The organism is Parablautia sp. Marseille-Q6255, assembly GCF_951230155.1.
In the GTDB taxonomy this organism is placed as follows: domain Bacteria; phylum Bacillota; class Clostridia; order Lachnospirales; family Lachnospiraceae; genus Choladousia.
Genome location: NZ_CATNVD010000011.1, coordinates 13,841 through 39,650, shown reverse-complemented (window position 1 = coordinate 39,650; position 25,810 = coordinate 13,841). Strand labels below are relative to the sequence as shown.

General features: G+C 48.6%; 20 protein-coding genes and 1 pseudogene. 1 reads left to right on the top strand and 20 read right to left on the bottom strand.

The genetic code is table 11. The features are described 5' to 3' along the window. Window positions 1-5: 5 nt before the first annotated feature. The 3 genes from pyrF to QOX44_RS09630 form a co-directional block, all read right to left on the bottom strand. Window positions 6-932, bottom strand: coding sequence for an orotidine-5'-phosphate decarboxylase (gene pyrF / locus QOX44_RS09640; protein ID WP_283682903.1), 927 nt, complete (start codon window positions 930-932; stop codon window positions 6-8). Window positions 933-1,078: 146 nt separating this feature from the next. Then, window positions 1,079-1,864 (bottom strand): glycosyltransferase family 2 protein, encoded by a 786-nt coding sequence (locus QOX44_RS09635; protein ID WP_283682902.1) that lies wholly within the window; start codon window positions 1,862-1,864, stop codon window positions 1,079-1,081. Further along, window positions 1,842-3,284 carry a sugar transferase gene (locus QOX44_RS09630; RefSeq protein ID WP_283682901.1) on the bottom strand — a complete coding sequence of 481 codons (1,443 nt, stop codon included), beginning with the start codon at window positions 3,282-3,284 and terminating at the stop codon, window positions 1,842-1,844. The genes QOX44_RS09635 and QOX44_RS09630 overlap by 23 nt, the downstream gene beginning before the upstream one ends. Before the next feature lie 247 nt (window positions 3,285-3,531). On the opposite strand from QOX44_RS09630, the gene QOX44_RS09625 reads away from it, so the two are divergent. Beyond that, window positions 3,532-5,301, top strand: coding sequence for a L,D-transpeptidase family protein (locus tag QOX44_RS09625; protein ID WP_283682900.1), 1,770 nt, complete (start codon window positions 3,532-3,534; stop codon window positions 5,299-5,301). A gap of 121 nt (window positions 5,302-5,422) precedes the next feature. On the opposite strand, the gene QOX44_RS09620 is transcribed toward QOX44_RS09625, so the two are convergent. From QOX44_RS09620 to rbsK, 17 genes and pseudogenes are all read right to left on the bottom strand, one after another. Then, window positions 5,423-5,683 carry an HPr family phosphocarrier protein gene (locus tag QOX44_RS09620; protein ID WP_283682898.1) on the bottom strand — a complete coding sequence of 87 codons (261 nt, stop codon included), beginning with the start codon at window positions 5,681-5,683 and terminating at the stop codon, window positions 5,423-5,425. Between the two features lie 91 nt (window positions 5,684-5,774). After that, entirely contained in the window at window positions 5,775-7,067 is a 1,293-nt protein-coding gene (locus QOX44_RS09615; RefSeq protein WP_283682897.1) for a CdaR family protein, read from the bottom strand. Next, on the bottom strand, window positions 7,057-7,935 hold the full coding sequence (cdaA, locus tag QOX44_RS09610; protein WP_283682896.1) for a diadenylate cyclase CdaA: 879 nt from the start codon (window positions 7,933-7,935) through the stop codon (window positions 7,057-7,059). Before cdaA ends, QOX44_RS09615 begins: the two co-directional genes overlap by 11 nt. 84 nt (window positions 7,936-8,019) lie before the next feature. Further along, window positions 8,020-8,826: a ComF family protein gene (locus QOX44_RS09605; protein ID WP_283682895.1), complete on the bottom strand. Its 807-nt coding sequence runs from the start codon at window positions 8,824-8,826 to the stop codon at window positions 8,020-8,022. Window positions 8,827-8,883: 57 nt separating this feature from the next. Further along, a complete protein-coding gene (recD2, locus tag QOX44_RS09600; protein ID WP_283682894.1) occupies window positions 8,884-11,106 on the bottom strand; it encodes an SF1B family DNA helicase RecD2 in 2,223 nt (740 codons plus the stop codon). Between the two features lie 86 nt (window positions 11,107-11,192). After that, window positions 11,193-12,194: a rod shape-determining protein gene (locus tag QOX44_RS09595; protein WP_283682893.1), complete on the bottom strand. Its 1,002-nt coding sequence runs from the start codon at window positions 12,192-12,194 to the stop codon at window positions 11,193-11,195. A 632-nt stretch (window positions 12,195-12,826) separates the two neighbouring features. Beyond that, window positions 12,827-15,751 (bottom strand): excinuclease ABC subunit UvrA, encoded by a 2,925-nt coding sequence (gene uvrA, locus QOX44_RS09590; RefSeq protein ID WP_331488364.1) that lies wholly within the window; start codon window positions 15,749-15,751, stop codon window positions 12,827-12,829. Window positions 15,752-15,789: 38 nt separating this feature from the next. Continuing rightward, on the bottom strand, window positions 15,790-17,784 hold the full coding sequence (gene uvrB, locus QOX44_RS09585; protein ID WP_283682891.1) for an excinuclease ABC subunit UvrB: 1,995 nt from the start codon (window positions 17,782-17,784) through the stop codon (window positions 15,790-15,792). A 134-nt stretch (window positions 17,785-17,918) separates the two neighbouring features. Then, window positions 17,919-18,920 (bottom strand): virulence RhuM family protein, encoded by a 1,002-nt coding sequence (locus tag QOX44_RS09580; RefSeq protein WP_283682889.1) that lies wholly within the window; start codon window positions 18,918-18,920, stop codon window positions 17,919-17,921. A gap of 111 nt (window positions 18,921-19,031) precedes the next feature. Next, window positions 19,032-19,233 (bottom strand): annotated as a pseudogene (locus QOX44_RS09575) (hypothetical protein); the annotation flags it as partial. A 551-nt stretch (window positions 19,234-19,784) separates the two neighbouring features. Continuing rightward, a complete protein-coding gene (locus tag QOX44_RS09570; protein WP_283682888.1) occupies window positions 19,785-20,036 on the bottom strand; it encodes a kinase to dihydroxyacetone kinase in 252 nt (83 codons plus the stop codon). A 124-nt stretch (window positions 20,037-20,160) separates the two neighbouring features. Continuing rightward, a complete protein-coding gene (locus QOX44_RS09565) occupies window positions 20,161-20,808 on the bottom strand; it encodes an SGNH/GDSL hydrolase family protein (protein ID WP_283682887.1) in 648 nt (215 codons plus the stop codon). Window positions 20,809-20,846: 38 nt separating this feature from the next. Then, entirely contained in the window at window positions 20,847-22,337 is a 1,491-nt protein-coding gene (locus QOX44_RS09560; protein ID WP_283682886.1) for a sugar ABC transporter ATP-binding protein, read from the bottom strand. A 9-nt stretch (window positions 22,338-22,346) separates the two neighbouring features. Next, window positions 22,347-23,300, bottom strand: coding sequence for an ABC transporter permease (locus QOX44_RS09555; RefSeq protein ID WP_283682885.1), 954 nt, complete (start codon window positions 23,298-23,300; stop codon window positions 22,347-22,349). Window positions 23,301-23,379: 79 nt separating this feature from the next. Further along, on the bottom strand, window positions 23,380-24,333 hold the full coding sequence (locus QOX44_RS09550) for a substrate-binding domain-containing protein (RefSeq protein WP_283682883.1): 954 nt from the start codon (window positions 24,331-24,333) through the stop codon (window positions 23,380-23,382). A gap of 57 nt (window positions 24,334-24,390) precedes the next feature. Beyond that, window positions 24,391-24,861: a D-ribose pyranase gene (gene rbsD, locus QOX44_RS09545; RefSeq protein ID WP_283682882.1), complete on the bottom strand. Its 471-nt coding sequence runs from the start codon at window positions 24,859-24,861 to the stop codon at window positions 24,391-24,393. Window positions 24,862-24,879: 18 nt separating this feature from the next. After that, window positions 24,880-25,797 carry a ribokinase gene (gene rbsK, locus QOX44_RS09540; protein ID WP_283682881.1) on the bottom strand — a complete coding sequence of 306 codons (918 nt, stop codon included), beginning with the start codon at window positions 25,795-25,797 and terminating at the stop codon, window positions 24,880-24,882. Between the last annotated feature and the right edge of the window lie 13 nt (window positions 25,798-25,810).

The window sequence follows — 25,810 nt, the reverse complement described above, 5'->3', positions numbered from 1 at the left end:
TTTACTTAACGGCTCTGCAGCGCGCCATTGATATCCTCGATCATATCGATCACTGCCTGACGGCTCGCCTTTGCAAAATCCAAAGCTCCAAAGGATGCGTATTTTTCCTGCTTATATGCCGCAATGATCCCTCTTGAAGAGTTCACGATCGCCCCCAGGCCATCCTCATTAAAGTAATGCACCAGATCCTCTGCCTTGCCGCCCTGAGCGCCGTAGCCCGGCACAAGGATAAAGGACTTCGGCATCACGCGGCGCAGCACCTTGCCCATCTCCGGATAGGTCGCGCCGACAACAGCTCCTACATAGCTGTATGTGTCTCCCATGAAGGAGTCAGCCCACTCAGCCACCTTCTCTCCGACCAGCTCATACAGCGGTCTGCCGTTCACAAGCTGATCCTGAAACTCTCCGCTTGACGGGTTTGAGGTCTTTACGAGAATAAAAAGTCCTGTCTTTTCTTCTTTACATACATCAATAAACGGCTTGATACCATCTGTTCCAAGATACGGATTGACCGTCACAAAATCCTCTCCGAACGGTGTCAGCACGCTGTCTCCTACCTTCACTCTGCCCATATGCGCCGTCGCATATGCCGCTGATGTCGATCCGATATCACCGCGCTTCACATCACCGATGACCACCAGTCCTTTCTCCTTGCAGTAATCTACCGTTCTCTTAAATACTGCAAGTCCCGGAAGTCCAAACTGCTCATACATCGCAATCTGAGGCTTTACTGCCGGGATGAGATCCCAGATCTCGTCTACGATTGCTTTGTTGAACTGCCATGCCGCCTCCGCAGCTCCCTCCAGCGTCTCTCCAAACTCGGCATATGCTTTTTTCGTCACATGCTCCGGGATAAAGCCCAGCATCGGATCAAGACCTACCACGATTGGTGCGTTTGTTTTTTTGATGTTTGCGATCAGTTTCTGAATCATAATGTTCCTCCGTATTTTTGTATCTTTTATTTTTCCTTTGGGGAGCGCCCTGTCTGCGCCCCGCTTCTGCAATCATTTTATCATACGTCCCCGTCTGCCGGCAAGCAGATTTCTGCTGGTCCCGCCGTCCTCCGGGGTGTGCCCGGTCAGTGCAGTCTCTGCCCCAGATACGCACAGCCATATTTCCAGACGCCGCACACTGCATATGTTGCAAAATGCCACAGCGAAGCCGGGACGGTAAATCCCGCATAGCGGTATGCCCGGTATGTCATTTTTGCAGATTTCCATTTATTCCCCGATTTTCCGCCGGTACTCAGCCTGTATTTCAGCAACGGCTCATTGATTCCGACTGCCCGTCCGTATTTTTTCAAAATCCCGATCCATGTAATATAATCCTCATGGCTATCCTCATGGCACATTGGGAATTCTCTGGCCACATCTGTACGCACCAGTACCGAAGAACAGTTGATGCAGTTGTGGCGCAAAATCGCCCGGTATGTGATCTCTTCCTGCACGCCGATCAGACGCCCGGTCAGCTGACCATCCGGCGTCACGAGTTCCCTGCCTGTCGAGCACAGGACCGCGTGCTTTGCCTCCAGCTTTGCAAGCTGCTTTTGAAGCTTTCCTTTTTCCCACCAGTCATCTCCATCCAGAAATGCCACATACGGTCCGCGCGCCAGACGGACTCCTCTGTTTCTTGTCGCAGCAGCTCCGAGATTCTTCTCATTTCTGAGATAGCGCACCTGAGGCAGCCCCTCATACTGTCTCATGACATCATCAAGATCGTCCGGGGACTGATCATTTATAACCAGGATCTCCAGCCCGATCTCCTGGGAGAGCGCTGACTCAATCGCAGCCCCGATCGTGTCCGCGCAGCCGTATGCCGGGATCACGACCGATATCAGAATATCAGACGTTTTGTTTGCTTCCATTTTCCTCTCTCTCTTTCTCCAGATCCGGCGCCTGCTCCTTTTCCGGCTCTGTGCGCGTGGAAGCAGCCGTCACCTGCCATTTTTCTACGCCCTCTGTGTTTTCCTTCTGGAACAGGATTTTGATCGTCGTAGCGATCAGCTGCAGGTCGAGTACAAAGGAATAGTTCTCAATATAGGTCAGATCCAGCTTTAATTTGTCGTACGGCGTTGTATTGTACTTTCCATAAACCTGCGCGTAGCCTGTGAGTCCGGCTTTTACTTTCAAGCGGTACGGAAACTCCGGGATGTCTCTGGTATACTGCTCTGCGATCTCCGGGCGCTCCGGACGCGGACCGACCAAAGACATATCCCCCGCGATAATATTCAGCAGCTGCGGAAGCTCGTCAAAATGAATATTGCGCAGTACCTTCCCGACAGGGGTGACGCGGCTGTCGCCTTTCATCGCAAGACGCGCGCCCTCCTTCTCCGAATCCACCCGCATGCTGCGGAATTTATAAAGCATGAACACCTTTCCATCTTTTGTCAGACGCTCCTGCTTATAAAAAACAGGTCCTCCATCGTAGCATTTTACCAGCAGCGCGATCACAAGAAACAGCGGCGACAAAAGCACCAGCATGAGCGTGGAGCACACCAGATCAAACAGCCGCTTCACCACCTGCTTTTCCACCGTCAGTCCGCAGTTGCGGAACAGAAGAAGCGGCGTATCAAACAGATGGATCTTTTCCGCGCTCATGATCATAATATCTGAGATCTTTGGCTGACAGTAGCAGCGCTTGTTCTGTTCAAAACAGTACTTCAGGAAAAGATTCCGCTCATGAGACGGAATATCCCCAATCATGACTGCCTCATATTTTGGAATCTCCGCTTTGATCTTTTCTGTCCCTTCTTTCAGCGAAATAGTCCCGGAAATATGGTATTTGTCCTTACGCTCTGCCATTTTTTTCATCAGAGCCTTCGGACTCATGCCGCCATAGATCAGCAGGATCTCATGCGGCGGATAAATTTTTGCATAGATCAGCCGCATCAGCAGCACCCACAGGATGACCGCGACCAGATTCACCGCCGTCACGCGCAGCATAGGCGTAATATAATGAAGGAATCTCCATCGTCCGATCAGCGCAAGCTGCAGATATGCGACCGCATTTACCAGCAGCACCGAAAATATCTGTGACAAAAGCACATCCAGCACTCGCTGATACCCCACCTTAAAGGCGCCAAAAAGCTTGGATACCAGCACGACCATCAGCGCATACAGCACGATCAGCGCCCAGTGCCCCCAGTACCCGTATCTTCTTCCTATGATTTCTTTTACATGGTACGTATGAAACCATGCATAAGCAAATGCTCCTGTCTGTACCGCCACGATCAGCACAGAGGCAAGGAACATCATCAGTCTCTTATACCGCTCTCTCTTTCTCACTCTTATTTTCACTCCTCCTTGGTTTCATCATATTATAGAACACTTCGAAAAAAATGACAACCTTCTGTATCTAAAATGCCTTCAGGAAAATATCTGGGAAATATCTGGGAAAATATCTGTTTTACTTTTAGGAAAATATTAAGATTTTTTCCTCCTGCTGCCCTTGAATTCTGTTTTACCGGCAGATATAATGAATACGAAGACTAGGAAAATAAGTATAGATGTAAAAACAGTATGGGAGGATATTATGAAAATCAAACATCTGGCATCTGCGTTTCTGCTGGCATCCGGTCTTGCCTTTGCCGCTCCCGCACTTGGAGCGCAGCTCGGATTCGCAGACACAATAGCTACTGTATCCGCCGCGAACGAAGGGTGGAATACCGACGCGAACGGTTCCTATTACGTGCAGAACGGCTCTCGGCTGACCGGTATGCAGACCCTGGGCGGCTCCACCTACTATTTCAACGCGAGCGGCTACCGCACCGGCGGTCCGGTAAAGATCGGCGATGCGACCTACTTTTTCAAACCGTCTGACGGAAAGCTCGCTACCGGCATGCGCGGACTCGCACGGCTTGACGCCGACTCGGATGAGTATTACTATTTCCATCCGTCGGGCAACGGTACAGTCCTCACAAAGCAGTGGGTAACGCATAAGGGAAAGCGCTACTACGCAGACCCCACCGGCACGATCAGACTTGGCACGATCAAGGTAGGGAAAAAGCTCTATCATGTGACAACGAACGGCGTCATGACCAGGTACGGCAGATCGTCCTACGACGGAAAATACTACTATCCGAAAAATAAAAAGGGCGTGCTCAAAACCGGACTTCAGAAGATCAACAGTAACTTCTACTACTTCAATCCTCTGACCGGACAGCGCCAGACAGGATACGTAAAGATCGGCGACTATACATACTTCTTTGCCAAATCAACCGGAGCCGCAAAGAAAAATTCCTGGGCAAAGCTCAAGGACAGCAGCGGAACGAAGCGCCGTTACTACTTCGACTCAAACGGCCGGCGCAAAACAGGCTGGCTGACCCTCAAGGGCAAAAAGTACTATCTCGATCCTGCGGCAGACGGTGCGCGCGCAGAAAACGGCTGGTACAAGATCGGCAAGCACGTCTACTACTTTGACAGCAAGGGCGTGATGCAGACGGGCTTCTTTACCGTCAATGGAAAGACCTACTTCTCCCTATCAAACGGCGCACGCCGCAAAGGCTGGCAGACCGTAAACGGCCGCAGGTACTACATGAAAAAGAAAAACGGCGTCATGAAGACCGGATGGTTCTCCTACAGAGGCAAGAAATACTATCTCAACCCTGTAAAGACCTCCTCCACCTACGGAGCAGCCAAGGTAGGCTGGGCACAGATCGGAGGAAGCTGGTACTACTTCAACAATGACGGCGCTATGCGTACCGGCTGGCTGCTTGAAAATTCAAAGTATTACTACTTCGATAAAACGACAGGAAAGATGTACAAGGGACGCCACACCATAGACGGCAAGGTATACGACTTCGGCACAAGCGGAGCGATCTCCACCTCACCGACCGGTGAATGGAGAGTCGAGGTAAACAGAAAGAAATGCTTCGTTGCCGTATACCGCGGCAGTACTCCTGTAAAAGCATTTGTCTGCTCGACTGCGCGGGATGGAGTAAGTACTCCGACCGGAACCTTCCGCATCATGGATAAGCTTCGCTGGCATGAGCTGATGGGACCGTCCTGGGGACAGTATTGTTCACACATTACGAGTGATATCCTGTTCCACTCCGTGCCAAATACCCGCCCGTACGACAACCACTCACTGAATGCATCTGCTTACAATCAGCTTGGGCAGCCGGCTTCCGCCGGATGTATCCGACTCACAGTAAAGCATGCAAAGTGGCTGTATGACAATGTTCCGGTAGGCACCAAGGTTATCGTAAGTGATTCTGTGGCAGCTCCGAAGTATGTTACGATCGAGCAGGCGCCAAAGATTCCTCTGAATCAGAATTATGATCCGACTGATCCGAATGCCTGATCATCAGATAATAAAAATCCCCGACCGAATGGCCGGGGATTTTTATTATCTGTATTCTTTTTTATTTGCCGCTTTTTTATACAGGCTGCACCTTCTGCACTCCTGTTTCCTGCTCTGCGCTTTATACGGTATCGCTTTCCAAAAGCTTCGCAAGCGCCGCCAGGGCCTGTTCCTCATCTGCCCCGCTGCTCACCACAGTGATCACATCTCCATACTGTACACAGGCGCTCAATACGCCCAGAAGACTTTTGGCATCAAACTCCTTATTGCGGTATCTGAGCAGGATCCGTGATTCGTACCTTCCTGCAAGCTGACAAAGCTCTTTTGCCGGACGCAAATGCAGCCCGTCAGGAATCTGTATTGTTATCTGTTTTTCCAGCATCTGCATTTCCTCCTATATCTCTCCGGTATCTCATGCAGTTTTTATCTGTCAGGGCTGCATCCAGCCGTGCCGCAGGACTCCTGTCTGTGCGTCATGTCCCGTCTGCCGCACTCTCCACCAACGGCTTTTCTGATGTCACTACAAGCTTTACCTCTGACACGAGTGAATAGCCATCCGGAACCTCCAGCTTCACCGGTATCTCAAAGGTACCCTCGCTGGAGCACGCTGCCAGATCAATGCTTGCGCGGATATCACTCAGCCCGATCGCTGCATTCTCATCCTCTGAATGGAGGACAACAGAAATCTGATCTGCCGGTGAAAAACTCAGCACCATATTTTCCGGACGGTTTAACACCTCAAGACTGGAAAGCGGGATCTCCAGTGTGTGATCGCCGGTCTTTTCAAGCTGTACAGAGACATTGATCAGCGGATCAGCCTCCTCTACCAGCTTCAGATCAGATAAAACAGCAATCGTCTCTGTCAGATCGATCGTCTCTGTGAAGCTCTCCGATACTCCCTCAACGGAAATCATATCGGAAAGTGTCAGATTCTGTCCCAGCTTCTCAAAGGCTTCTTCTGTACCCGCGAGCTTTACGCTTGCCGGAACCGGAGTCACCTTGGTCAGACGGTAGCCGTCTTTCGGTGTGCCTGACACATCCACCTTGAGCGGGATATTGCGCACCTCCCAGACAGACACATCGACCAGTACGTTATTATTGGAAAGGATCACACCGGATGAATCCATGATCTGCAGACGATCCATGGATACCGGATCCCCGTTCTTATCGTAGATCTTCAGCTCACCCGTCAGACGCTGGTTTGAGTTGATCTGGCTGATATTGACCGTAGCCTTGACCTGTCCGATCCGGTTGATGATACTCTCAGGTCCTGCGATCTGCACGCTTTTTCCCTGCACGATCTCAGTCTTTCCGATCGCGTAGCCTTCCTGCTGCTCTCCGGTAAATTCGATATTCACGCCAAACTCGCTCTGCTTTTTCTGCTCCAGCTCTACCTTCAAAGTAGCCGGAACGATCTCCATATTCGCCCATGTGACGGCAGGATTGCTGCATGTCACTGTGAGCGGGACCGTACTCATCCCATTTAAGTTCTCCATATCCGCTATGACCGTAAAAGAGTCTTTTGTCAGATTTTCGCGGATGTTCTTCGGGGCTGTTACCTTTATCGTCACAGTCTCCTCTGAAACAATATCCAGAACCTTGTCGATCTCGGTCACACTGTCCTCGTTAATGATATTGATCTTCACATCACGGTACAGCTGCGCCCTTGTCGGATTATTTACATTCGTAACCAAAAGCCAGATGAGAAACGCCACGAAAAGCGACAGGAATTTCAGGCTGAGATTGCCGGTCCATTTACGCTTCATTCTTATTCCAACCTTTCCAGAACTTGAATTTCTTTGAATTCACAGACTTATTCTGCAGTACGATCAGCCGCTCCTTCAATGCCTCAGGCGTAATATTGCGCTGAAGCTGCCCTTTATGCGCTACAGAGATCGCTCCCGTTTCCTCCGAAACAATAACCGTAAAGGAGTCTGTCACCTCGCTGATCCCCACGCCTGCTCTGTGACGCGTTCCGAGTTCCTTGCTCAGCATCATATTGTCAGAAAGCGGAAGATAGCACGTCGCAGACGTGATCCGGTTTCCTCTGACAATCACTGCTCCGTCATGGAGCGGCGTATTATGCTCAAATATATTGATCAGCAGCTGGCTCGTCACCACCGAATCCAGCGTGATCCCAGTTCTCTCATACTCATCCAGACGGATATTGCACTCGATCACGATCAGTGCTCCTGTTCGCGCGCGTCCCATCTCTACCGCAGCCTTTACGATCTCATTGACGGTCTTATCGCTGAAACGCTCCGACACCTCCCGCCCTGTATCAATGATCGGGATCAGAGATGAAACAATCTGCTTTTCTCCAAGCTGCTCCAGCGCACGCCGCAGCTCCGGCTGAAAGATAACGAGCGCTGCAATAACTGCGATGTCAAATCCCCGCTGTACAATAAAAATCAGAGTATCCATCCGAAGTACATACACCACGAACACAAATACTGCCAGTACAACGATCCCTTTTAAAAGCGTCCATGCCTTTGTATTTTTAATCCAGAGAAGAACATTATAGACAACCACAGCCAGAATCAATATTTCCACAATATTCGTAAATGTCATTCCAGAAACCGTGTTTGCAAACAGCTTCAGATAACTGCCCAGCCACAATCTCAGTGCATTCATTTCGTGTCTCCCTTCTGTCTCTGATCCTTCCGTGACCTTCCTTTCGTCACTGCCCGATCGACCCGGATATGCAGTATCCAGATATCAGGCTTTCTTATTATAGCATATTTTTTGCGGCGTGCATACCGTCTTTTTTCCTTTTCCAATGCAGATCACCACGAAAAATACGTTCTTCACACCTGCATATTTCAAAACTCTGCTGATCTCATCCACCGTACTCCCCGTTGTGTACACATCATCGACAAGCAGGACTCTGTGCAGCTTTGCAGGCAGATGTTCGATGGAAAAGCTTCCTTTTAAGTTCTTCATCCGGTCTTTCCGATCCAGCTTTTTTTGTGCATCTGTTTTTTTCACGCAGCGAAGCACGCTGTCATCCGCCGGAATCCCCAGCAGCCTGCCAAGTTCACGCGCCAGAAGCTCTGCCTGATTGTACCCCCGTATACGGCGTTTTTGCGGATGCATCGGCACCGGAAGGATCAGCTGCACCGCCCATCGCGTCAGATGAGGGCGCAGCGCCTCGGCCATAGCTTCTGCATAAAAGCTGATATAATCTCTTCTGTTTTGAAATTTCATCCGGTAAACCGACTGGCGCAGCTTCCCTGTATAAGTAAATGCCGCAGTACCGCAGTCAAAATAATGCAGATATCTGCTGCAGTCCTCACAGTACTCCTGCTCCGGTGCTGCCGGCTTACCACATTTCATACACACGGGCCCCCTGATACGCGGCAGACGTTCTCTGCACTCCCGGCAGCATCCCCCGTCCCGGATATCTACTACCCGGTCGCACAGCACACAGCGCGGAGGATAGAGCAGCTGTCCGATCCACCAGAGCAGTGTCTGACTGTTTTTCCGTGCAATAATATATTTTTTCTGTCCTGACTCTCTGTGCATGGCATTTCCTGCTCTCTCCCCATGCGTGCGCAGATGCGTCTTGCAAAGACAGGAGGATCACTCACTCTCCTGCTCTGAAAGCTCCCGGATCCGTCCTGCAAGCGCCGTATAGCGTTTCTGTTCTACCGTGTTTGCGATCATCTGTTCAAATGCCATATCATCCCCCACCAGTGTCACACACTTTCTCGCCCGGGTCACAGCCGTATAGAGCAGATTTCGGTTCATAAGCATACGCGGCCCTCCCAGCAGCGGGATCACCACTGCCGGATACTCGCTCCCCTGCGACTTGTGGATCGTCACTGCGTATGCCAGCTCCAGTTCCTCCAGCGCGCCGTATGGATATTCCACCATACGCTGTTCATCAAACTCTACCGTCACCCGCTCGGTATGCAGATTGATCTCACGGATCACTCCCATATCGCCATTAAAGACGCCGATGCCTTTATCGACCGGAATGCCGTATCTTCCTCTTATTTCCCACTCGATCTGATAATTGTTCTTCACCTGCATGACCTTATCGCCCTCGCGGAACAGCACGCCATTGTATTCGTGCTCCCGCTTGCTGCGGTCAGGCGGATTCAGATACTGCTGCAGGATACGGTTCAGACGCTCCACACCGAGAAGTCCCTTGCGCATCGGTGTGAGCACCTGTATATCATACGGCTTCGCGTCTACATAGCGCGGCATCTTCTCACGCACAAGCTGGATCACAATACTGATGATCACATTTGCGTCATTTCTTTTCAGAAAAAAGAAGTCTCTGCTCTTATTATCCAGTAAGACCTTTTCTCCCCGGTTGATCTTATGCGCATTCACCACAATATCGCTCTCTGATGCCTGGCGGAAAATCCTCGTCAGACGCACGACCGGCACCTTCTTTGAATCAATAATGTCCTTCAGTACACTGCCTGGTCCCACAGAGGGCAGCTGGTTGCGGTCGCCCACCATGATCAGGCGCGTGCCGACCGTTACTGCGTCAAGCAGGGCGTGCATCAGATAAATGTCAACCATCGACATCTCATCAATAATGATCACATCCGCCTCCAGCGGATTCTGCGCGTTCCGTTCAAACCCGCCGGACTTTTCCTCCTGCAGTCCCGAAATCTCAAGCATACGGTGAATGGTGCGCGCCTCATATCCCGTTGCCTCCGTCATCCGCTTCGCAGCCCGTCCGGTCGGCGCAGCCAGCAGGATCTGAAGCCCCTCCGATTCAAAATAGGAGATCAGCGTATTAATCGTTGTCGTTTTTCCTGTACCCGGACCGCCCGTGATCACAAGAAGTCCGCAGCGTACTGCCTCGATCACCGCCTCCTTCTGCTTCTCGTCCAGTACCGTGCCGGTCTCCTTTTCTATCGCGGCAATCTTGGTCAGTATGACGGACTCATTGACCTCCCCGTTGATATTAAGATCACACAGCATCCGCGCCGTGCTCATTTCTGTGAGATAGGCAGAGGCGCTGTAGATCCGTTCCTGCTCCTCCTCTTTTTTTATCATGATCCTGCGTTCAATCGCCAGATCCATCAGATACTGGTCAATGTCAGAAAGCGGCACACCCAGAAGCTGTGCGGCACGCTGGGTGAGCTGCTCCTTTGGCAAAAACATATGGCCTTCGCCGCCCGCCTGCTGCAGCACATAAAAAACGGCACACTTTATGCGATATTCAGAATCCGCCTGTACGCCTGCGCGCATCGCGATCTCATCTGCAATCCGAAACCCTACTCCGCTGATATCGTCTGCAAGCTTATATGGATTTTCCTGCAATACGTTATACAGCTCCTCCTTATACTGCTGGTAGATCTTCACTGCCAGAGCCGTCGTGATCCCGTACTGCTGCAAAAAGATCATTGCCTTTCGCATATCCCGTTTTTCATACACCTGCTGTGCGATCTCCCTCGCCATGCGTTCACTGATCCCTTTAATCTCTGCAAGCCGCTCCGGCTCCCGGTCGATAATATCAAATGTCTCTGCGCCAAATCGCCTTACGATCCTTGCCGCAAGCGCTGTCCCCACTCCGCGGATCGCTCCTGAGCCCAGATAGCGTTCTACGGATTCTGCATCCTCCGGCGGCTTCACCGTACAGCTTTCTATTTTAAACTGCTCTCCATAGGAAGGATGAGAGGTATACTCTCCCTGCAGCTCCACCTTTTCCCCTTCGCCCACATAGGAAAGCATCCCAACGCAGGTAATCTCCTCTGCCCCGGCTATGAGTGTCATTACAGTATATCCATTTTCGCTGTTACGATATATAATATGATCTATGTACCCTTCCAGTCTTTCCATAATTCTCCAAATACTATCTGAAAAAGTCCCATAGCGGAGGTAGTTCCATCCTTCTATGGGACCTGATTGATTTTATCCAAATGCTTTTATTTTTCGCTGCTTCTGCCATTTGCCGCCATCAGTTCCACGAACTTTCCTGTACCTACTGCGACTGCCGTCATGGGGTCTTCTGCTGTCATTGTGTTGATCCCGGTGCGGGCCTCGATCAGCTCCTCCAGCCCGCTGAGCAAAGCTCCGCCTCCGGTCAGCACGATCCCCCGGTCAACAACATCTGCCGCAAGCTCCGGCGGCGTCCGCTCCAGGACATTGTGTACTGCGTCTACGATCTGCCCGGTCACTTCCTTCAGGGCATCTCTGGTATCTTCCGAGGTGACATGGATCGTCTTGGGGAGGCCTGTGACAATATCTCTTCCCTTGACCTCCATCACCTTCGGCTCCGGTTTCTCAAATGCAGTGCCGATCGTGATCTTGATCTCCTCTGCCGTCTGCTCTCCGATCATCAGCGCATATTTTTTCCGCACATACTTCACGATCGCATCGTCAAAATCATCGCCTGCGACCTTGATCGAGGCGCTGACTACGATCCCGTCCAGAGAGATCACCGCCACATCGCACGTCCCTCCGCCAATATCTACGATCATGTTGCCGCACGGTCTGGAAATGTCGATCCCCGCCCCGATCGCTGCCGCGATCGGCTCCTCTATAATATGAACCTCTCTGGCTCCCGCCTGATACGTCGCATCCTCCACAGCCTTTTTCTCCACCTCTGTCACGCTGCTCGGTACGCAGATACTGACGCGGGGCTTACGAAAGGACATCTTGCCGATCGCCTTCTGGATAAAGTATTTCAGAAGCTGCTCGGTCACCGTATAATCAGAGATCACGCCCTTTCGCATCGGCCGGACCGCTATGATATTGCCCGGAGTCCTCCCAAGCATCAGGCGCGCTTCCTCCCCGATCGCCTTGATTTTATTTGTATCTCTGTCATAAGCCACGACAGAAGGCTCTTTCAGAACAACTCCCTTGCCTCTGACATATACCAATATACTGGCTGTCCCCAGATCAATTCCGACATCCGTAGCTGCCATTTTTATACCCCTTTCCAGATTCCTGCATAAATTGTACTGCCAAGTGTTCCTATTCTATCATACCTGCGGATAAATTGGAATTTCTTTTTCCTATTTTATCCTTTTTTCACAATTCCTCCCCGCCTCAGACGCAAGGATTTCTTAATTATTTTTCTGCTTTTTTTAGAAAGCAGACATACTTTAAACACATTTCTATTTTATAGTATAAGCATATTAGCAAACAGCTAATATATTTCATAACTCACACCTGACAGCACCCACACGCTGTCAGGTACTCCCTCAAACATTTTCAACCCAATTTTTCTCTTTCCTAAAAAGTCTGGCTTCGGTCAGACTTTTTTCTGTGCCACATTTTCCGTTTATTTTTAAGACATTTTTTCTTTAAAATTTCTTCTTTGTATCTTTCGGTTTTCTTTATAAAGTGGACATATTTTGAACACATTTCTATTTTATAGTATAAGCATATTAGCAAACAGCTAATATATTTCATAACTCACACCTGACAGCATCCACACGCTGTCAGGTACTCCCTCAAACATTTTTCAACCCAAATTTTTCTCTTTCCGGAAAACACCTGACTTTCGTCAGGTGTTTTCTTTTGTCCGTCTGTCCGCTCTGGAGCATCCACATCCTTATCGATCTGCCAGATATTTCGCGACATACTGTCCGGTATAAGATTCCGGCACCTGAACGATCTCCTCCGGTGTCCCCTGGGCAATGACTGTGCCTCCTCTGTCTCCGCCTTCCGGTCCTATATCAATGATATAGTCTGCCGTCTTGATCACATCCAGATTATGCTCGATCACGATCACCGTGTTTCCGCCCTCCGTCAACCTGCGCAAAATATCGACCAGCTTATGCACATCTGCAAAATGCAGTCCCGTTGTCGGCTCGTCCAGAATATAAACCGTCTTTCCTGTGCTTCTTCTGCTCAGCTCCGTAGCGAGCTTGATCCGCTGTGCCTCGCCTCCGGAAAGCGTCGTAGACGGCTGCCCGAGCTTGATATAAGAAAGCCCTACATCATTGAGCGTTTCGATCTTTCTGTGGATCGAAGGAATATGCTCAAAAAATTTCATCGCTTCCTCCACCGTCATATCCAGTACATCATAGATCGTCTTTCCCTTATATTTGACCTCCAGAGTCTCTCTGTTATAGCGTTTCCCATGGCATACCTCACACGGGACATATACATCCGGCAGGAAGTGCATCTCGATCTTTAAAATACCGTCTCCGCTGCACGCCTCACACCGCCCGCCTTTGATATTAAAGCTGAATCTGCCCTTTTTGTAACCGCGCGCTTTCGCATCTGCTGTGGCGGCAAACAGATCGCGGATCTGATCGAACACACCGGTATACGTCGCCGGATTGGAACGCGGCGTCCGACCGATCGGCGACTGGTCAATGTCGATCACCTTGTCAAGCTGCTCCATACCGAGGATCATCTTATGCTTTCCCGGTATCGTCCGCGCATGATTCAGCTCCCGCGCCAGACTCTTATACAGGATCTCATTGACCAGCGAGCTTTTTCCAGATCCCGACACACCTGTCACACACGTCATCACGCCAAGCGGGAATTTCACCGTAATATTTTTCAGATTATTCTCCTGCGCGCCGCGCACCTCCAGCCAGCCGCTCGGTGTGCGCCGCTCATCAGGAACAGGGATGGAGAGCTTTCCGCTTAAATAAGCGCCTGTAATGGAGCGCTCATTGGCGATCACATCCTCTACACTTCCTGCTGCGACGATCTCGCCTCCATGTTCGCCCGCACCGGGTCCCACGTCAACAAGAAAATCAGCTGCGCGCATCGTGTCCTCATCATGTTCTACCACAATCAGAGTATTGCCAAGATCACGCAGGCTATTCAATGTATTTAACAGCTTGTCATTATCTCTTTGATGCAGTCCGATACTCGGCTCATCCAGAATATACGCAACGCCGACAAGACCAGATCCGATCTGCGTTGCCAGCCGGATCCTCTGCGCCTCGCCTCCGGAAAGCGTCCCTGTCGCCCGTGCCAGGCTCAGATAATCCAGCCCTACATCCACCAGAAAGCCGACGCGCGCCCGGATCTCTTTTAAAATCTGATGGCCGATCAGCCTCTGCTGCTCTCCAAGCTGCATCCCCTCCAGAAATTTCTGCAGATCGCCAATGGACATGGATGTGATCTCATAAATATTTTTTCCGCACACCGTCACTGCCAGAGCAGCCGGCTTCAGTCTCTGACCATGGCAGGATTTACACGGCGTGATCCGCATAAAACTTTCATACTCCTGTTTCATGGTATCCGATCCCGTCTCACGGTACCTGCGCTCTACATTCCGGATCAGCCCTTCAAATGCCACATCATAGACGCCTTCTCCTCTCTGCCCCTTATAATGCACCTTGATCTCATGGCCGTTTGTTCCGTGTATCAGCACATTCTGCACACTTTCAGAAAGCTTTTCAAACGGTGTCGAAAGGTCAAACTTATATTCCTTTGCAAGCGCGTCCAGAATCGCTCGTGTAAAACTCCCTTTATCGGTGCAGGACTGCCAGCCCATAACTGTGATCGCCCCATCCATAATACTAAGAGAACGGTCAGGAATCATCAGGTCAATGTCAAACTCCATTTTATATCCCAGTCCATAACAGTCCGGGCAGGCGCCAAACGGATTATTAAAGGAAAAGCTTCTTGGCTCTACCTCATCAATGCTGATCCCGCAGTCAGGGCAGGAAAAGCTCTGGCTGAACCGCAAAATCTCCGGCTCTGCACTTTCCCGCGTACCTGTGCCGTCAGGCGCCGTCCCGCCTTGTATATTCTGCTTTTGCAGTTCCTGCTCCTGCGCCGTTTTCGCACGCTGCACCTCTGCAAATGCAAGCCCGTTTGCAAGGTCCAGCACCGTTTCCATAGAATCCGCCAGCCGCTTTTCGATCCCTGGCTTTACGATCAGACGGTCTACTACAATCTCGATATTATGCTTGATATTTTTGTCCAGCTTAATCTCCTCTGTCAGCTCATAAAGACTTCCGTCAATGCGCACACGCACAAAACCGCTGCGCCTGGCCTGATCCAGAAGCTTCACATGCTCGCCCTTCCGCCCCCGGACAACCGGAGCCAGCAGCTGAATACGGGAACGTTCAGGAAGCGCCATAAGCTGATCCACCATCTGATCTACACTCTGTTTCTTAATCTCCTTTCCGCACTTTGGACAGTGCGGAACACCGATCCTTGCATACAGGAGTCGAAAATAATCATAAATCTCTGTCACTGTACCGACTGTTGAGCGGGGATTCCGGTTGGTCGATTTCTGATCGATCGAGATAGCCGGCGGCAGCCCCTCAATGCTCTCCACATCCGGCTTTTCCATCTGCCCCAAAAACTGGCGCGCATAGGAAGAAAGTGATTCCATATATCTGCGCTGCCCCTCCGCATAGATCGTGTCAAATGCCAGAGACGACTTTCCCGAACCGGAAAGTCCGGTCAGCACTACGAATTTATTGCGCGGGATCTCCAGGTCCACATTCTTGAGGTTATGCTCATTCGCTCCTCTGATCCTGATATACTGTTTTTTATCCATCTCTATATCCATCCTTATATCTTTCTGTTACTGCTGTGTTATTCTTCCTCGCCAAGCTCCTGTAAATGCTTTTTCAGAGAGATCATCTGGTCACGCAGCTGTGCTGCTGATTCGAAATCCAGCTCCGAAGCCGCCTTTTTCATCTGCTTTTGTACTTCCCCGATAAACTTTTCGAGTTCCTCACGCGTCATGGATTCCGGATCCTTCTCCAGTTTTTTCTCTTCCTTTGCGATTTCCTTTGAAATACTGATCAGGTCACGCACTGCTTTCCTGATCGTCTGCGGCGTGATCCCGTGCTCCTTATTATACTGCTCCTGGATCTCACGCCTTCTCTGCGTCTCCTCGATCGCTACGCGCATAGAATCCGTGATCACATCCGCATACATGATCACATGCCCCTGCGCATTTCTCGCCGCACGTCCGATCGTCTGGATCAGAGACACCGATGAGCGCAGAAATCCTTCTTTGTCTGCATCCAGAATCGCCACGAGAGAGATCTCCGGAATATCAAGCCCCTCACGAAGCAGGTTAATACCGACCAGTACGTCAAACACATCGAGACGCATATCGCGGATAATCTCTGTCCGCTCCAGCGTATCGATATCTGAATGGAGGTACCGTACCCGAATGCCAACCTCCTTCATATAATCCGTCAGATCCTCTGCCATCCGCTTGGTCAGTGTCGTGACGAGAACCTTATTTCCTGCGTCAATCTCCTTATTGATCTCACTGATCAGATCATCAATCTGCCCCTGTACCGGACGAACCTCTACCCTGGGATCCAGGAGTCCCGTCGGCCGGATTATCTGCTCTGCACGCAAAAGCTCATGCTCCGCCTCATATTCTCCCGGTGTCGCGGACACAAACAGGATCTGATCAAGCTTACTCTCAAACTCATCAAAATTCAAGGGGCGGTTATCCTTCGCAGACGGCAGACGAAATCCATAATCTACAAGCGTCGTCTTCCGCGACTGATCTCCTGCGAACATTCCGCGCACCTGCGGGATCGTCTTGTGCGACTCATCAATGATCAGCAGATAATCATCTCCGAAATAATCAATCAGCGTATTCGGCGTAGCTCCTGCCGGAAGCCCTGCCAGATGCCTGGAGTAGTTCTCTATGCCTGAGCAAAAGCCCGTCTCCCGCAGCATTTCCACATCAAAATTTGTCCGCTCCGCAATCCTCTGTGCTTCCAGAAGCTTATCCTCACTTTTAAAAAACGTCACACGCTCTTCCAGCTCTTCTTCGATCGCCTTTGCGGCAGAAAGGATCTTGTCCATCGGCACAACGTAATGCGATGCCGGAAAAACCGCGATAAACTCAAGTCCTCTGCGAATCGTTCCAGTCAGCACGTCGATCTCCGTGATCCGATCGATCTCATCTCCGAAAAACTCCACACGATACGCATAATCGTCCGAATTGGCAGGAAATATCTCCAGCACATCGCCGCGCACACGGAACGTACCTCTGTGAAAATCCATGTCATTGCGGTCATACTGGATATCTACCAGCGCCCGCATCACCTCGTCGCGGTCCTTCTCCTGTCCCTGCCTCAGATAAACGACAAGCTCTTTATAATCCTCCGGGCTTCCGATCCCGTAAATGCACGATACACTGGAAACAATAATGACATCCTTCCGCTCTACCAGCGATGCCGTGGCTGACAGACGCAGCTTGTCAATCTCATCATTGATCGAAGAATCTTTTGCAATATACGTATCTGACGACGGGACATACGCCTCCGGTTGATAATAATCATAGTAGGACACAAAGTACTCTACTGCATTATTCGGAAAGAATTCTTTGAACTCTCCATATAACTGAGCAGCCAGCGTTTTATTGTGTGCAAGAATCAGCGTTGGTTTATTCAATTGTGCGATGACGTTCGCCATGGTGAACGTCTTACCTGAACCCGTAACCCCCAGTAAAGTCTGGCACTGGTTGCCTTCTTTGAAGCCTTTGACAAGTTGGTCGATCGCCTGCGGCTGGTCGCCGGTTGGAGCATATTCTGATACTAATTCAAAATGATCCATGAAATCCTCCTATGAATCTATATCTTATGATGTACTATTGTAAATTTTTCATCTATTCCAGAACTAATAAATATTTTTACTTTGTCATTAACCGTTTGATTTCTCACCCAAATATCCTCTTCACTTTACTATGTTTAGCCCTTTAAATACTTTTCTACCTCTCGATCAAACTCTGAAACATATTCTCGATCTTGTTTTATCCGAAAGGTCTCATATTCTTTTTCAGCTCTTTTTAAAGCTACTTCATGAGATACCTTGCCCTTTCCTGAAAGTACTTTTCTTCTATTATTCATTAAAAATTGGTTTGTCTGTTCAACCCAATCCTGCATACTCATTAACACCCCATCTTCCGCCATCAATTCGGCATAATCGATGAACATTGTTACCAGACGATTAAGACGGGTCAATTCTTTTTCATTTAAATAGTTTTTAGCAATACCGATATCTCGTTTCAATATTTTACCGTTCGGTGCGTCTTTCCATGTAGTTAATCCCATAGATGGTTTTTCAGAATCAGCACGTTCATATATAAGTTCCGCTGCAGTCTTTCCGGTTATGGCAAAATGCAACTTATTCTGAACAAACGCATAAAAGGCCTTTGTTGTTTCACTATTCTTATCATAATCATAGCTGCATTGTTCAAATACATCTGTTATTTTTTGATATGCCCTTCGTTCACTCGCTCTTATTTCTCGAATACGCTCCAGCAATTCATCAAAATAATCTTTTCCAAAAGGCTTACCATTTTTTAACATATCATCATTAAGTACAAAGCCTTTTATGATATATTCTTTTAATGTTTTTGTTGCCCACTGTCGAAAGCATGTTGCTTTTTTTGAATTTACTCTATAACCAACTGCGATTATTGCATCCAAATTATAACATTTTGTATTTCGTGATACATTTCTATTTCCCTCTTTTTGAACTACCGAGAAAAACTCGGTAGTTGACTTTTCATCTAATTCTTCTTCTCGGAAAATGTTCTTTAAATGCAAAGAAATATTATCCGTAGAACAGTCAAACAATTCTGCCATCGCCTTCTGCGTCATCCAGAAAGTCTCTTCACTGAAGAAAACACTGACACATATATTCGTTTTATCTATCTGATACAATACAATCTCATGTTCTTTATTCATCTTATCCCCTCTTTTTCTCATTGCGAATCTAATCTACCAAAAACCACAAAATTTGGACGAAATAGCATGGAAAGCACTAAATATACCTCTTTTTCCGACTCCGACACACTAACTCACAAAATACTCTACCGCATTATTCAGAAAAAATTCTTTGAACTCTCCATTTGAACTCTCCATATAACTAAGTAGCCAGAGTTTTATTATATGCAAGAATCAAAGTTGGTTTATTCAATTGTATGATGACGTTTGCCATCGTGAAGGTTTTGCTGAAGCCGGTTGGAGTATATTCTGATACTAATTCAAAATGATCCATGAAAGTACCCTCCTTTATGAATACATCCTAATTTTCCAATGTGCCCTTCTATGAGATCCTGCATTAATAATAATTCCTTCATTTGCCAGCTTTTTCATTGTTCTTTGGACCTTACTTCTGGAAATATCAAGTCATTTTTGTATCTCTGATTGTATTATTTTAGAATTTTCCTGCAATAATTCGCACAGTCTTTTTTCAAGGTCAGTCAAATTTATATTTTCAGCTTCACTTTTAGCTTCATTTAACAACATTTTATCATTCAGATTTTTTAATGTTCTCCCAACAATTCTGATAATTTCAAAGCCACACCGCTTTTCTTAATTTGTCAGACAGTGTCTGACAAATGATGTGCCAGTAATTTTTCTTCTTTGACAATCATCCTTCCTGCCTCGCAAAAAGAACAAATGTTCTCTTTTCATTTTATCTTATGTATTGTTTCATGTCAACTTTTCTTTTTAAGTTTTCCCTTTGCCCCTGCTGCATTTTCAGAATTTTGACAGCGAAAACAGGCGACACAACATCGCCTGTTCTTAAAAATTCAATTCTGCTTTTTATCCCTGCAGCCCTCTTGCCTGCCTGTCCATGTCCTCAATCACTATATCATAAATTTCGCCAAGACCAGCACAGTACTCCAGCACCTTCCATGGTTCGTTTGTGTGAAAATGGATCTTAATCAGTTCCTCATCTCCCACAGCCAAAAGACAGTCTCCTTTGAAATTTTGTGTAAAATATGCGCTGATTTCATCTTCATCCAGATTTTTCCCTTCAATCAAAAGCTGTGTATCATACTTAAATTCTAACATATTATAACCTCCAGGTGTTTTTTATAGTTCTGATTATACCGACTTTCTGTGCCCTGCGCAATCGAAAATGAGCAGGGGATCCGCCTCTTTTCCGGCAATCTCCTGCTCATTTTTTCCTCTTGTTTTATGAAGGTTCCTGATCCTTTGGTCTGATAATCTCTGCGACAGAACGTGCCAGCGCCTGGTGTCCCTCCCTCGTCAGATGAATATGGTCCTCGCTGTTTATCTCTGCAATACCCGATGCATCGAAAAATTCACATTTTTTCAGTCGGGAAAGCCGTTCATATACAGGCGCAAGCGCTGCCGACTTTTCTGCACAGCCATTGCCCAGATAGTAAAAAGAGTCTTTTGTCTCGTAGCCTGGAAGAATCGGTGCCGGAGCGATCACCAGGATCTCCGGTACTGCATTTCTCCAGCAGTCCATGGACTGTGCTTTTACGATCAGCTTTTCCATGCCCTGTGCAATCTGAGCGACAGAAAGATGAAAGTATTCTTTTGTATCGTTTGTGCCCAGCATAAGTATCAGCAAGTCAAGCGGCGCATGCGTCAGCATCGCAGCAGACAGATGCGATAATCCATTGAGTTCCTCGCCGCCTACAGGATCCGTATACGCCGTTGTCCTTCCGTCTACGCCTGATTCTTTTACATCGTATCCGTTTCCCAGAAGCTTTCCCAGTATATTGGGCCAGCGCTCTTCCCATTTAAACCGCTCGCCGTTCACCGACACTGCCCCATGGGTATTGGAATCTCCATAACATAAAATTGTTTTCATTGCTTTCTCCTGCTATTTTCCTGCATTTCTGTCAGATCCTACTTGATTGCAGCAGCGTACCGCATAATCTCCTGTTCCGTAGCTTCCGCCCGGGTCAGTTCTCCTGTGATCCGTCCTTCGTGCATAACGATGATCCTGTCGCACAACGCAAGCAATTCCGGCAATTCAGATGACACTACGATAATCCCGATTCCTTCTTTTGCAATACTCCGCAGGATATCATATACCTCCGCCTTTGCGCCGACATCAATTCCTCTGGTCGGCTCATCGCACATCAGTATCTCCGGCTCATTTGCGATCCAGCGGGCAATGACTACTTTTTGCTGATTGCCACCGCTTAGAGTCATGATAGAATCATTGACATTCCCTGCCTTGATCGCATATTTTTTCATCATTCCATCCATGACCTCACTGCTCTTTTTCTTGTCGATCAGCAAGCCCTTTTTCAGCCTGTCCATAATCGTCACCTGCGCATTTTGCTGCACAGACATCTGTGCGATAAGCGCATCATCACGACGGCTCTCAGGGATCATACTGATCCGGTTTTTGATCGCGTCTGCTGCGGAGCGTATGTTTACTTTTTCCCCATGGATAAAAAGCTCTCCGCTGTCCGGCCTGTTTTCGCCAAAGATCGAGGTAAGTACCTCGGTCCGTCCTGCTCCTACGAACCCTGCAAATCCTAAAATCTCGCCTTTTTTCAGCTGAAAAGAGATATTCTGGAACTGCCTTGCCTTTGAAAAGCCTTTCACCTCCATCAGCACTTCATTTGTCGCATAGCTCTCATTGCCCGCTGACCGGTCTATCGCACGTCCCACCATAAGTGTTACGATATCGTCCATCGTCAGATCCTTGATCTGTCTTGTGGTAATATAATGGCCATCGCGGAAAATAGAAGCGCGGTCTCCCAGCTCCATCACCTCTTCAAGGCGATGGCTGACATATAGTACCGTTGTCTGGTTTTCCCGCACAAGTTTCCTTACAATCCGGTACATCACCTCTCTCTGGTCATTTGTCAATGCCGCCGTAGGCTCATCAAGGATCAGGATCTGCGGTTTAAAATATACCGCCTTTGCGATCTGGATAATGCTCTGCTCTGCAATGCTGAGTGTCCCCACGAGCTGCTCAGGCTTTAGTTTTAGCTGAAACTCCTCCAACAGCTCCTGCGTCTTTTCCTGCATAAACTTCTCGTCTACAAAAATTCCCTTTGTCCTCAGGTTTGAGCCAAGAAATATATTATGCGCAATGCTCATATTCATGCACAGCGGAACCTCCTGATGCACAACAGAAAATCCCAGCTTTTCAGACTGCTGCACACTGTTTATGCTTACCGGTTTTCCATCCATCAGGATCTGTCCCTTCGTCGGCAGGAACACCCCGGCACACAGATTGATCAGCGTAGACTTACCCGCGCCATTTTCTCCGCACAGACAGTGCACCTCACCCTTTCTGATCTCAAAGGATACATCGTTTAATGCAACCGTCCCGCCAAACTGTTTTGTAATATGTTGAAATTCAATATATGAACTCATAGGCGCCTCCTACTTCTCCTGCTCATTCTTTCCAAGCCACGTATCCAGAAGTACCGCCAGGATAATAATCACACCGATAAAACCGGACTGCCAGAATACTGGTACGCTTAAAAGCACCATGCCATTCTTTACAACACTCATGATGATCGCTCCGATAAAGGTGCCAAGGATTGTTCCACGTCCTCCGGAAAGCGCTGCCCCACCCAGGATCACCGCTGCAATAACATCCATCTCTCTGCCGGAGCCTGCCGTTGTCGGAACAGACTGCAGATAGGCGATACTGATCATACCTGCCAGCGCGCAGAGTGCGCCAGTGAGCATAAAGCACTCGATCTTAATCCGGTCTGTATTGATACCAGCCAGCTTTGCTGCTCTTCTGTTTCCACCGGTTGCATAAATATCAAATCCAAACTTTGTCTTGCTCATGACAATATGTGCGACTACAAAAAGAACCAGCATAATGATAACCTGTACCGGAACCTTTCCCAGAGAACCGCCCATTTTAAATACCCAGCTGTTGGTTGCCTTTTCCGGAAATACACTGATACTCATTCCGCCCGAGACAGCGTATGCCACGCTTCGAAAGATCTGCATTGTGCCAAGCGTCGCTATAAAGGCCGGCATCTTTGCCTTAGTAACCAAAAAGCCATTGAGAAAGCCGACTGCTGCGCCGCCTGCCAGCATTAAAATAAATACCAGCGTAGGATTCATCGCATTTTTAAACATCAGCGCGCCCATCATAGCTGTTGCTCCAAAAATGGATCCAACGGACAGATCCATCTCACCGGCAATGATAAGAAGAGTCATGCCAATCGCCATAATACCGATTTCAGTCGTCTGTCTGACAATATTTACGAGATTTACAGGTTTTAAAAATACAGGTGATATAATTGAAAGTACTGCTACAATAATCGCCAATACTACAAGCACACCCATCTCACGGAACATTTTCAGCTTCTTCATATTTCTACCCCATTCTTTACTGTAATGTCAGAAGAAGGGGCTGCCGCAACAGCCCCCATCTCTCCAAACAGGAATCGTTTTATTCCGGTTCTACTTCAGCTACATTTTCCCCTGTTACCAGCTGTGCGCCTGTATTCAGATCAATAAAATCGCATCCGTGGGCCAGATTCATGTACAGCTCGAGTACAGAATAGTACCCCTGCATATACGGATTCTGTCCGACTGTCAGCTGCATATCCCCATTGGCAACATGCTTCAGTGTACCCTCTGTCAGGTCAAAACCGGCTGCCTTCACTTCATCCTGAAGGTCATACGCCGCGATAAATGTACCGATCGCCTCAGAGAATACATCCACGCCCAAAATCGCATCTACATCAGGATTAGCCAGATATGCATTTTCAATAACGCCGTATGCATTCGTAAGATCCGTACCAATATCAATAACTTCTACGAATTCAATATCCGGATACTCCTCTGCCGCTCTTGCGATGCCTTCTGTACGGGCGATCAAAGCCGTATCAGCAGGGCCGCAGCTTGCTACAATATATTTTCCGGTTCCGTTCATCACTTCACCAAACATATATTTTCCAAGCTCATACCCGGCGTCCTCATAATCCTGTCCGATAAACGCTTTCGTGCCGCAGTCCGCAGCATCCATATTAAATCCGACTACTGGAATGCCAGCCTCTTCTGCCTTTGCGATCACGGAATTAAAGCCTGACGGGTCCCAGGTTACTGTTGCGATACCATCATAATCCGCCGTAATGCACGACTCCAGCAGACTTACCTGCTCCGCAAGGTTGCTTGCTGTCGTAGGGGATGTTACATCCACTGTGATGCCAAGATCCTCTCCGGCAGCCTTTGCTCCATCCGCAAGCTTCGTATAAAAAGAACTGTTCATTGCATGGAGTACCACCGCAATCTTAATGTCCTCCGCCTTTTTCTCCGGCGCTTCCTCTGCCTGCACTGCCATTGTTCCCAGACCGCTCAACATTGCCATACTCATTAAAACTGCCAACACTCTCTTCTTCATAAATACCTTCTCCTTTTTTATGACTCCGCTTTTTCGTTTCTCATCTGTTTATAAGCTCTAATCCTCTTTGTAATTTGCCCGTTCTTCATAGTAGCCCGGAACGATACAGCCTTCCTTCTGAAACCATTTCGGCGCATCGATCCCTGCCTGTAAAATCACATTCCCCCACGGTTCAAATCCGCCTGTCCGCACAATATACTTTGCTTTACCGATGTACTCCGAAAACAGATCTGCATGCGGCATTGTCTCTACTTTGCAGCGTTTACTGAGCGCCTCCACTGCTGCAAAATGCTTTGGATTATACATTTTCTGCTCATCTGCCACAATGACTCTTTCATAGATCATCTCATCCATAACAAGACGCAGTACCTGCTCCAGAGTAGGCAGATCTTCTGCAATCGCAAGATCGATCCTCTGCTCAGGACGGACGATCGGTACTCCAACGTCACCTATGATCATGATCTGCTCATGCCCCATGTCCGTAATCGCTGACATCAACGCTTTGTTTAAAATCCCTTTCGCTTTCATGGCCCCTCCTGTTTTTTCTTATTGGTTACTGTAATTCTCTACATCCCTGCGATACGGAATTGCCTCTATCACCCCATACTTCGTCACAGCAAGTCCGGCTGCTGTATTTCCAAAACGGACCGCATCCTCCAGACTTCTACCCTCTGCCAGCGCTACACAAAATGCTGCTGAAAACGTATCTCCTGCTCCAGTCGTATCTACCGCCTGCACCTGTATACCCGGCACCTTCATGCACAGTGTATCATTTACGATCATCGCACCGCCCTCTCCCAGCGTTACGATCACATTTTGTGCACCTTTTTCATGGATCTGTCTCGCAACCTCCTCATCGGAGCACTGATCCGCTGCAGTAAGGCCAAGCAAAAGTCTGGCCTCCGTCTGATTCGGAGTCACATAATCACAGTTTTCCAGTACACCCTCCGGCAATTCTCTAAACGGCGCCGGATTCAGTACAAACAAAATCCCCTCCTCGTGGCAGCGCTTTGCTGTATATGCCACTGTTTTCAAGTCGATCTCCAGCTGCATCAGCACCAGCTCACACTGTTTTAGCTGAGGCATCATTGCCTCAATATCCTCCGGTGTCAGTTCATTGTTTGCAGCAAAGTCAATCACAATCTCGTTTTCTCCTTCGCTGTTTACATAGATCAGGCCCACGCCGGTTGACTGCCCGGTCTGACTGCGCTTTACGTAGGTCGCATCAATATGCTCCTGCTCGTACAGCTTAAAGCACTGATCTCCAAAGCTGTCCTGACCTACACAGCTCCCGAAAAGAACCTCTGCCCCCATTCTGGCTGCGGCAACTGCCTGATTCGACCCCTTGCCTCCGTGCATGGCCTGAAACTTATTTCCCGGAACGGTCTCTCCCCCGACCGGAAAATGATCACAGCAGATAGTCATCCCCACTGCATAGCTTCCGATTACTGCAATTTTCTTCACTGTCTTCACCTCC

Excerpts from the sequence above, each read along its gene's own strand:
- recD2 (WP_283682894.1), bottom strand. The coding sequence starts at position 11,106 with ATGGAAAGACTGGAAGGGTACATAGATCATATTATATATCGTAACAGC.
- QOX44_RS09605 (WP_283682895.1), bottom strand. The coding sequence starts at position 8,826 with ATGCACAGAGAGTCAGGACAGAAAAAATATATTATTGCACGGAAAAAC.
- QOX44_RS09580 (WP_283682889.1), bottom strand. The coding sequence starts at position 18,920 with ATGAATAAAGAACATGAGATTGTATTGTATCAGATAGATAAAACGAAT.
- QOX44_RS09550 (WP_283682883.1), bottom strand. The coding sequence starts at position 24,333 with ATGAAGAAGAGAGTGTTGGCAGTTTTAATGAGTATGGCAATGTTGAGC.
- QOX44_RS09570 (WP_283682888.1), bottom strand. The coding sequence starts at position 20,036 with ATGTTAGAATTTAAGTATGATACACAGCTTTTGATTGAAGGGAAAAAT.
- QOX44_RS09565 (WP_283682887.1), bottom strand. The coding sequence starts at position 20,808 with ATGAAAACAATTTTATGTTATGGAGATTCCAATACCCATGGGGCAGTG.
- QOX44_RS09615 (WP_283682897.1), bottom strand. The coding sequence starts at position 7,067 with ATGAAGCGTAAATGGACCGGCAATCTCAGCCTGAAATTCCTGTCGCTT.
- cdaA (WP_283682896.1), bottom strand. The coding sequence starts at position 7,935 with ATGAATGCACTGAGATTGTGGCTGGGCAGTTATCTGAAGCTGTTTGCA.
- QOX44_RS09625 (WP_283682900.1), top strand. The coding sequence starts at position 3,532 with ATGAAAATCAAACATCTGGCATCTGCGTTTCTGCTGGCATCCGGTCTT.
- QOX44_RS09620 (WP_283682898.1), bottom strand. The coding sequence starts at position 5,683 with ATGCTGGAAAAACAGATAACAATACAGATTCCTGACGGGCTGCATTTG.
- QOX44_RS09555 (WP_283682885.1), bottom strand. The coding sequence starts at position 23,300 with ATGAAGAAGCTGAAAATGTTCCGTGAGATGGGTGTGCTTGTAGTATTG.
- QOX44_RS09595 (WP_283682893.1), bottom strand. The coding sequence starts at position 12,194 with ATGGCAGCTACGGATGTCGGAATTGATCTGGGGACAGCCAGTATATTG.
- pyrF (WP_283682903.1), bottom strand. The coding sequence starts at position 932 with ATGATTCAGAAACTGATCGCAAACATCAAAAAAACAAACGCACCAATC.
- rbsD (WP_283682882.1), bottom strand. The coding sequence starts at position 24,861 with ATGAAAGCGAAAGGGATTTTAAACAAAGCGTTGATGTCAGCGATTACG.
- uvrB (WP_283682891.1), bottom strand. The coding sequence starts at position 17,784 with ATGGATCATTTTGAATTAGTATCAGAATATGCTCCAACCGGCGACCAG.
- uvrA (WP_331488364.1), bottom strand. The coding sequence starts at position 15,751 with ATGGATAAAAAACAGTATATCAGGATCAGAGGAGCGAATGAGCATAAC.
- QOX44_RS09560 (WP_283682886.1), bottom strand. The coding sequence starts at position 22,337 with ATGAGTTCATATATTGAATTTCAACATATTACAAAACAGTTTGGCGGG.
- QOX44_RS09635 (WP_283682902.1), bottom strand. The coding sequence starts at position 1,864 with ATGGAAGCAAACAAAACGTCTGATATTCTGATATCGGTCGTGATCCCG.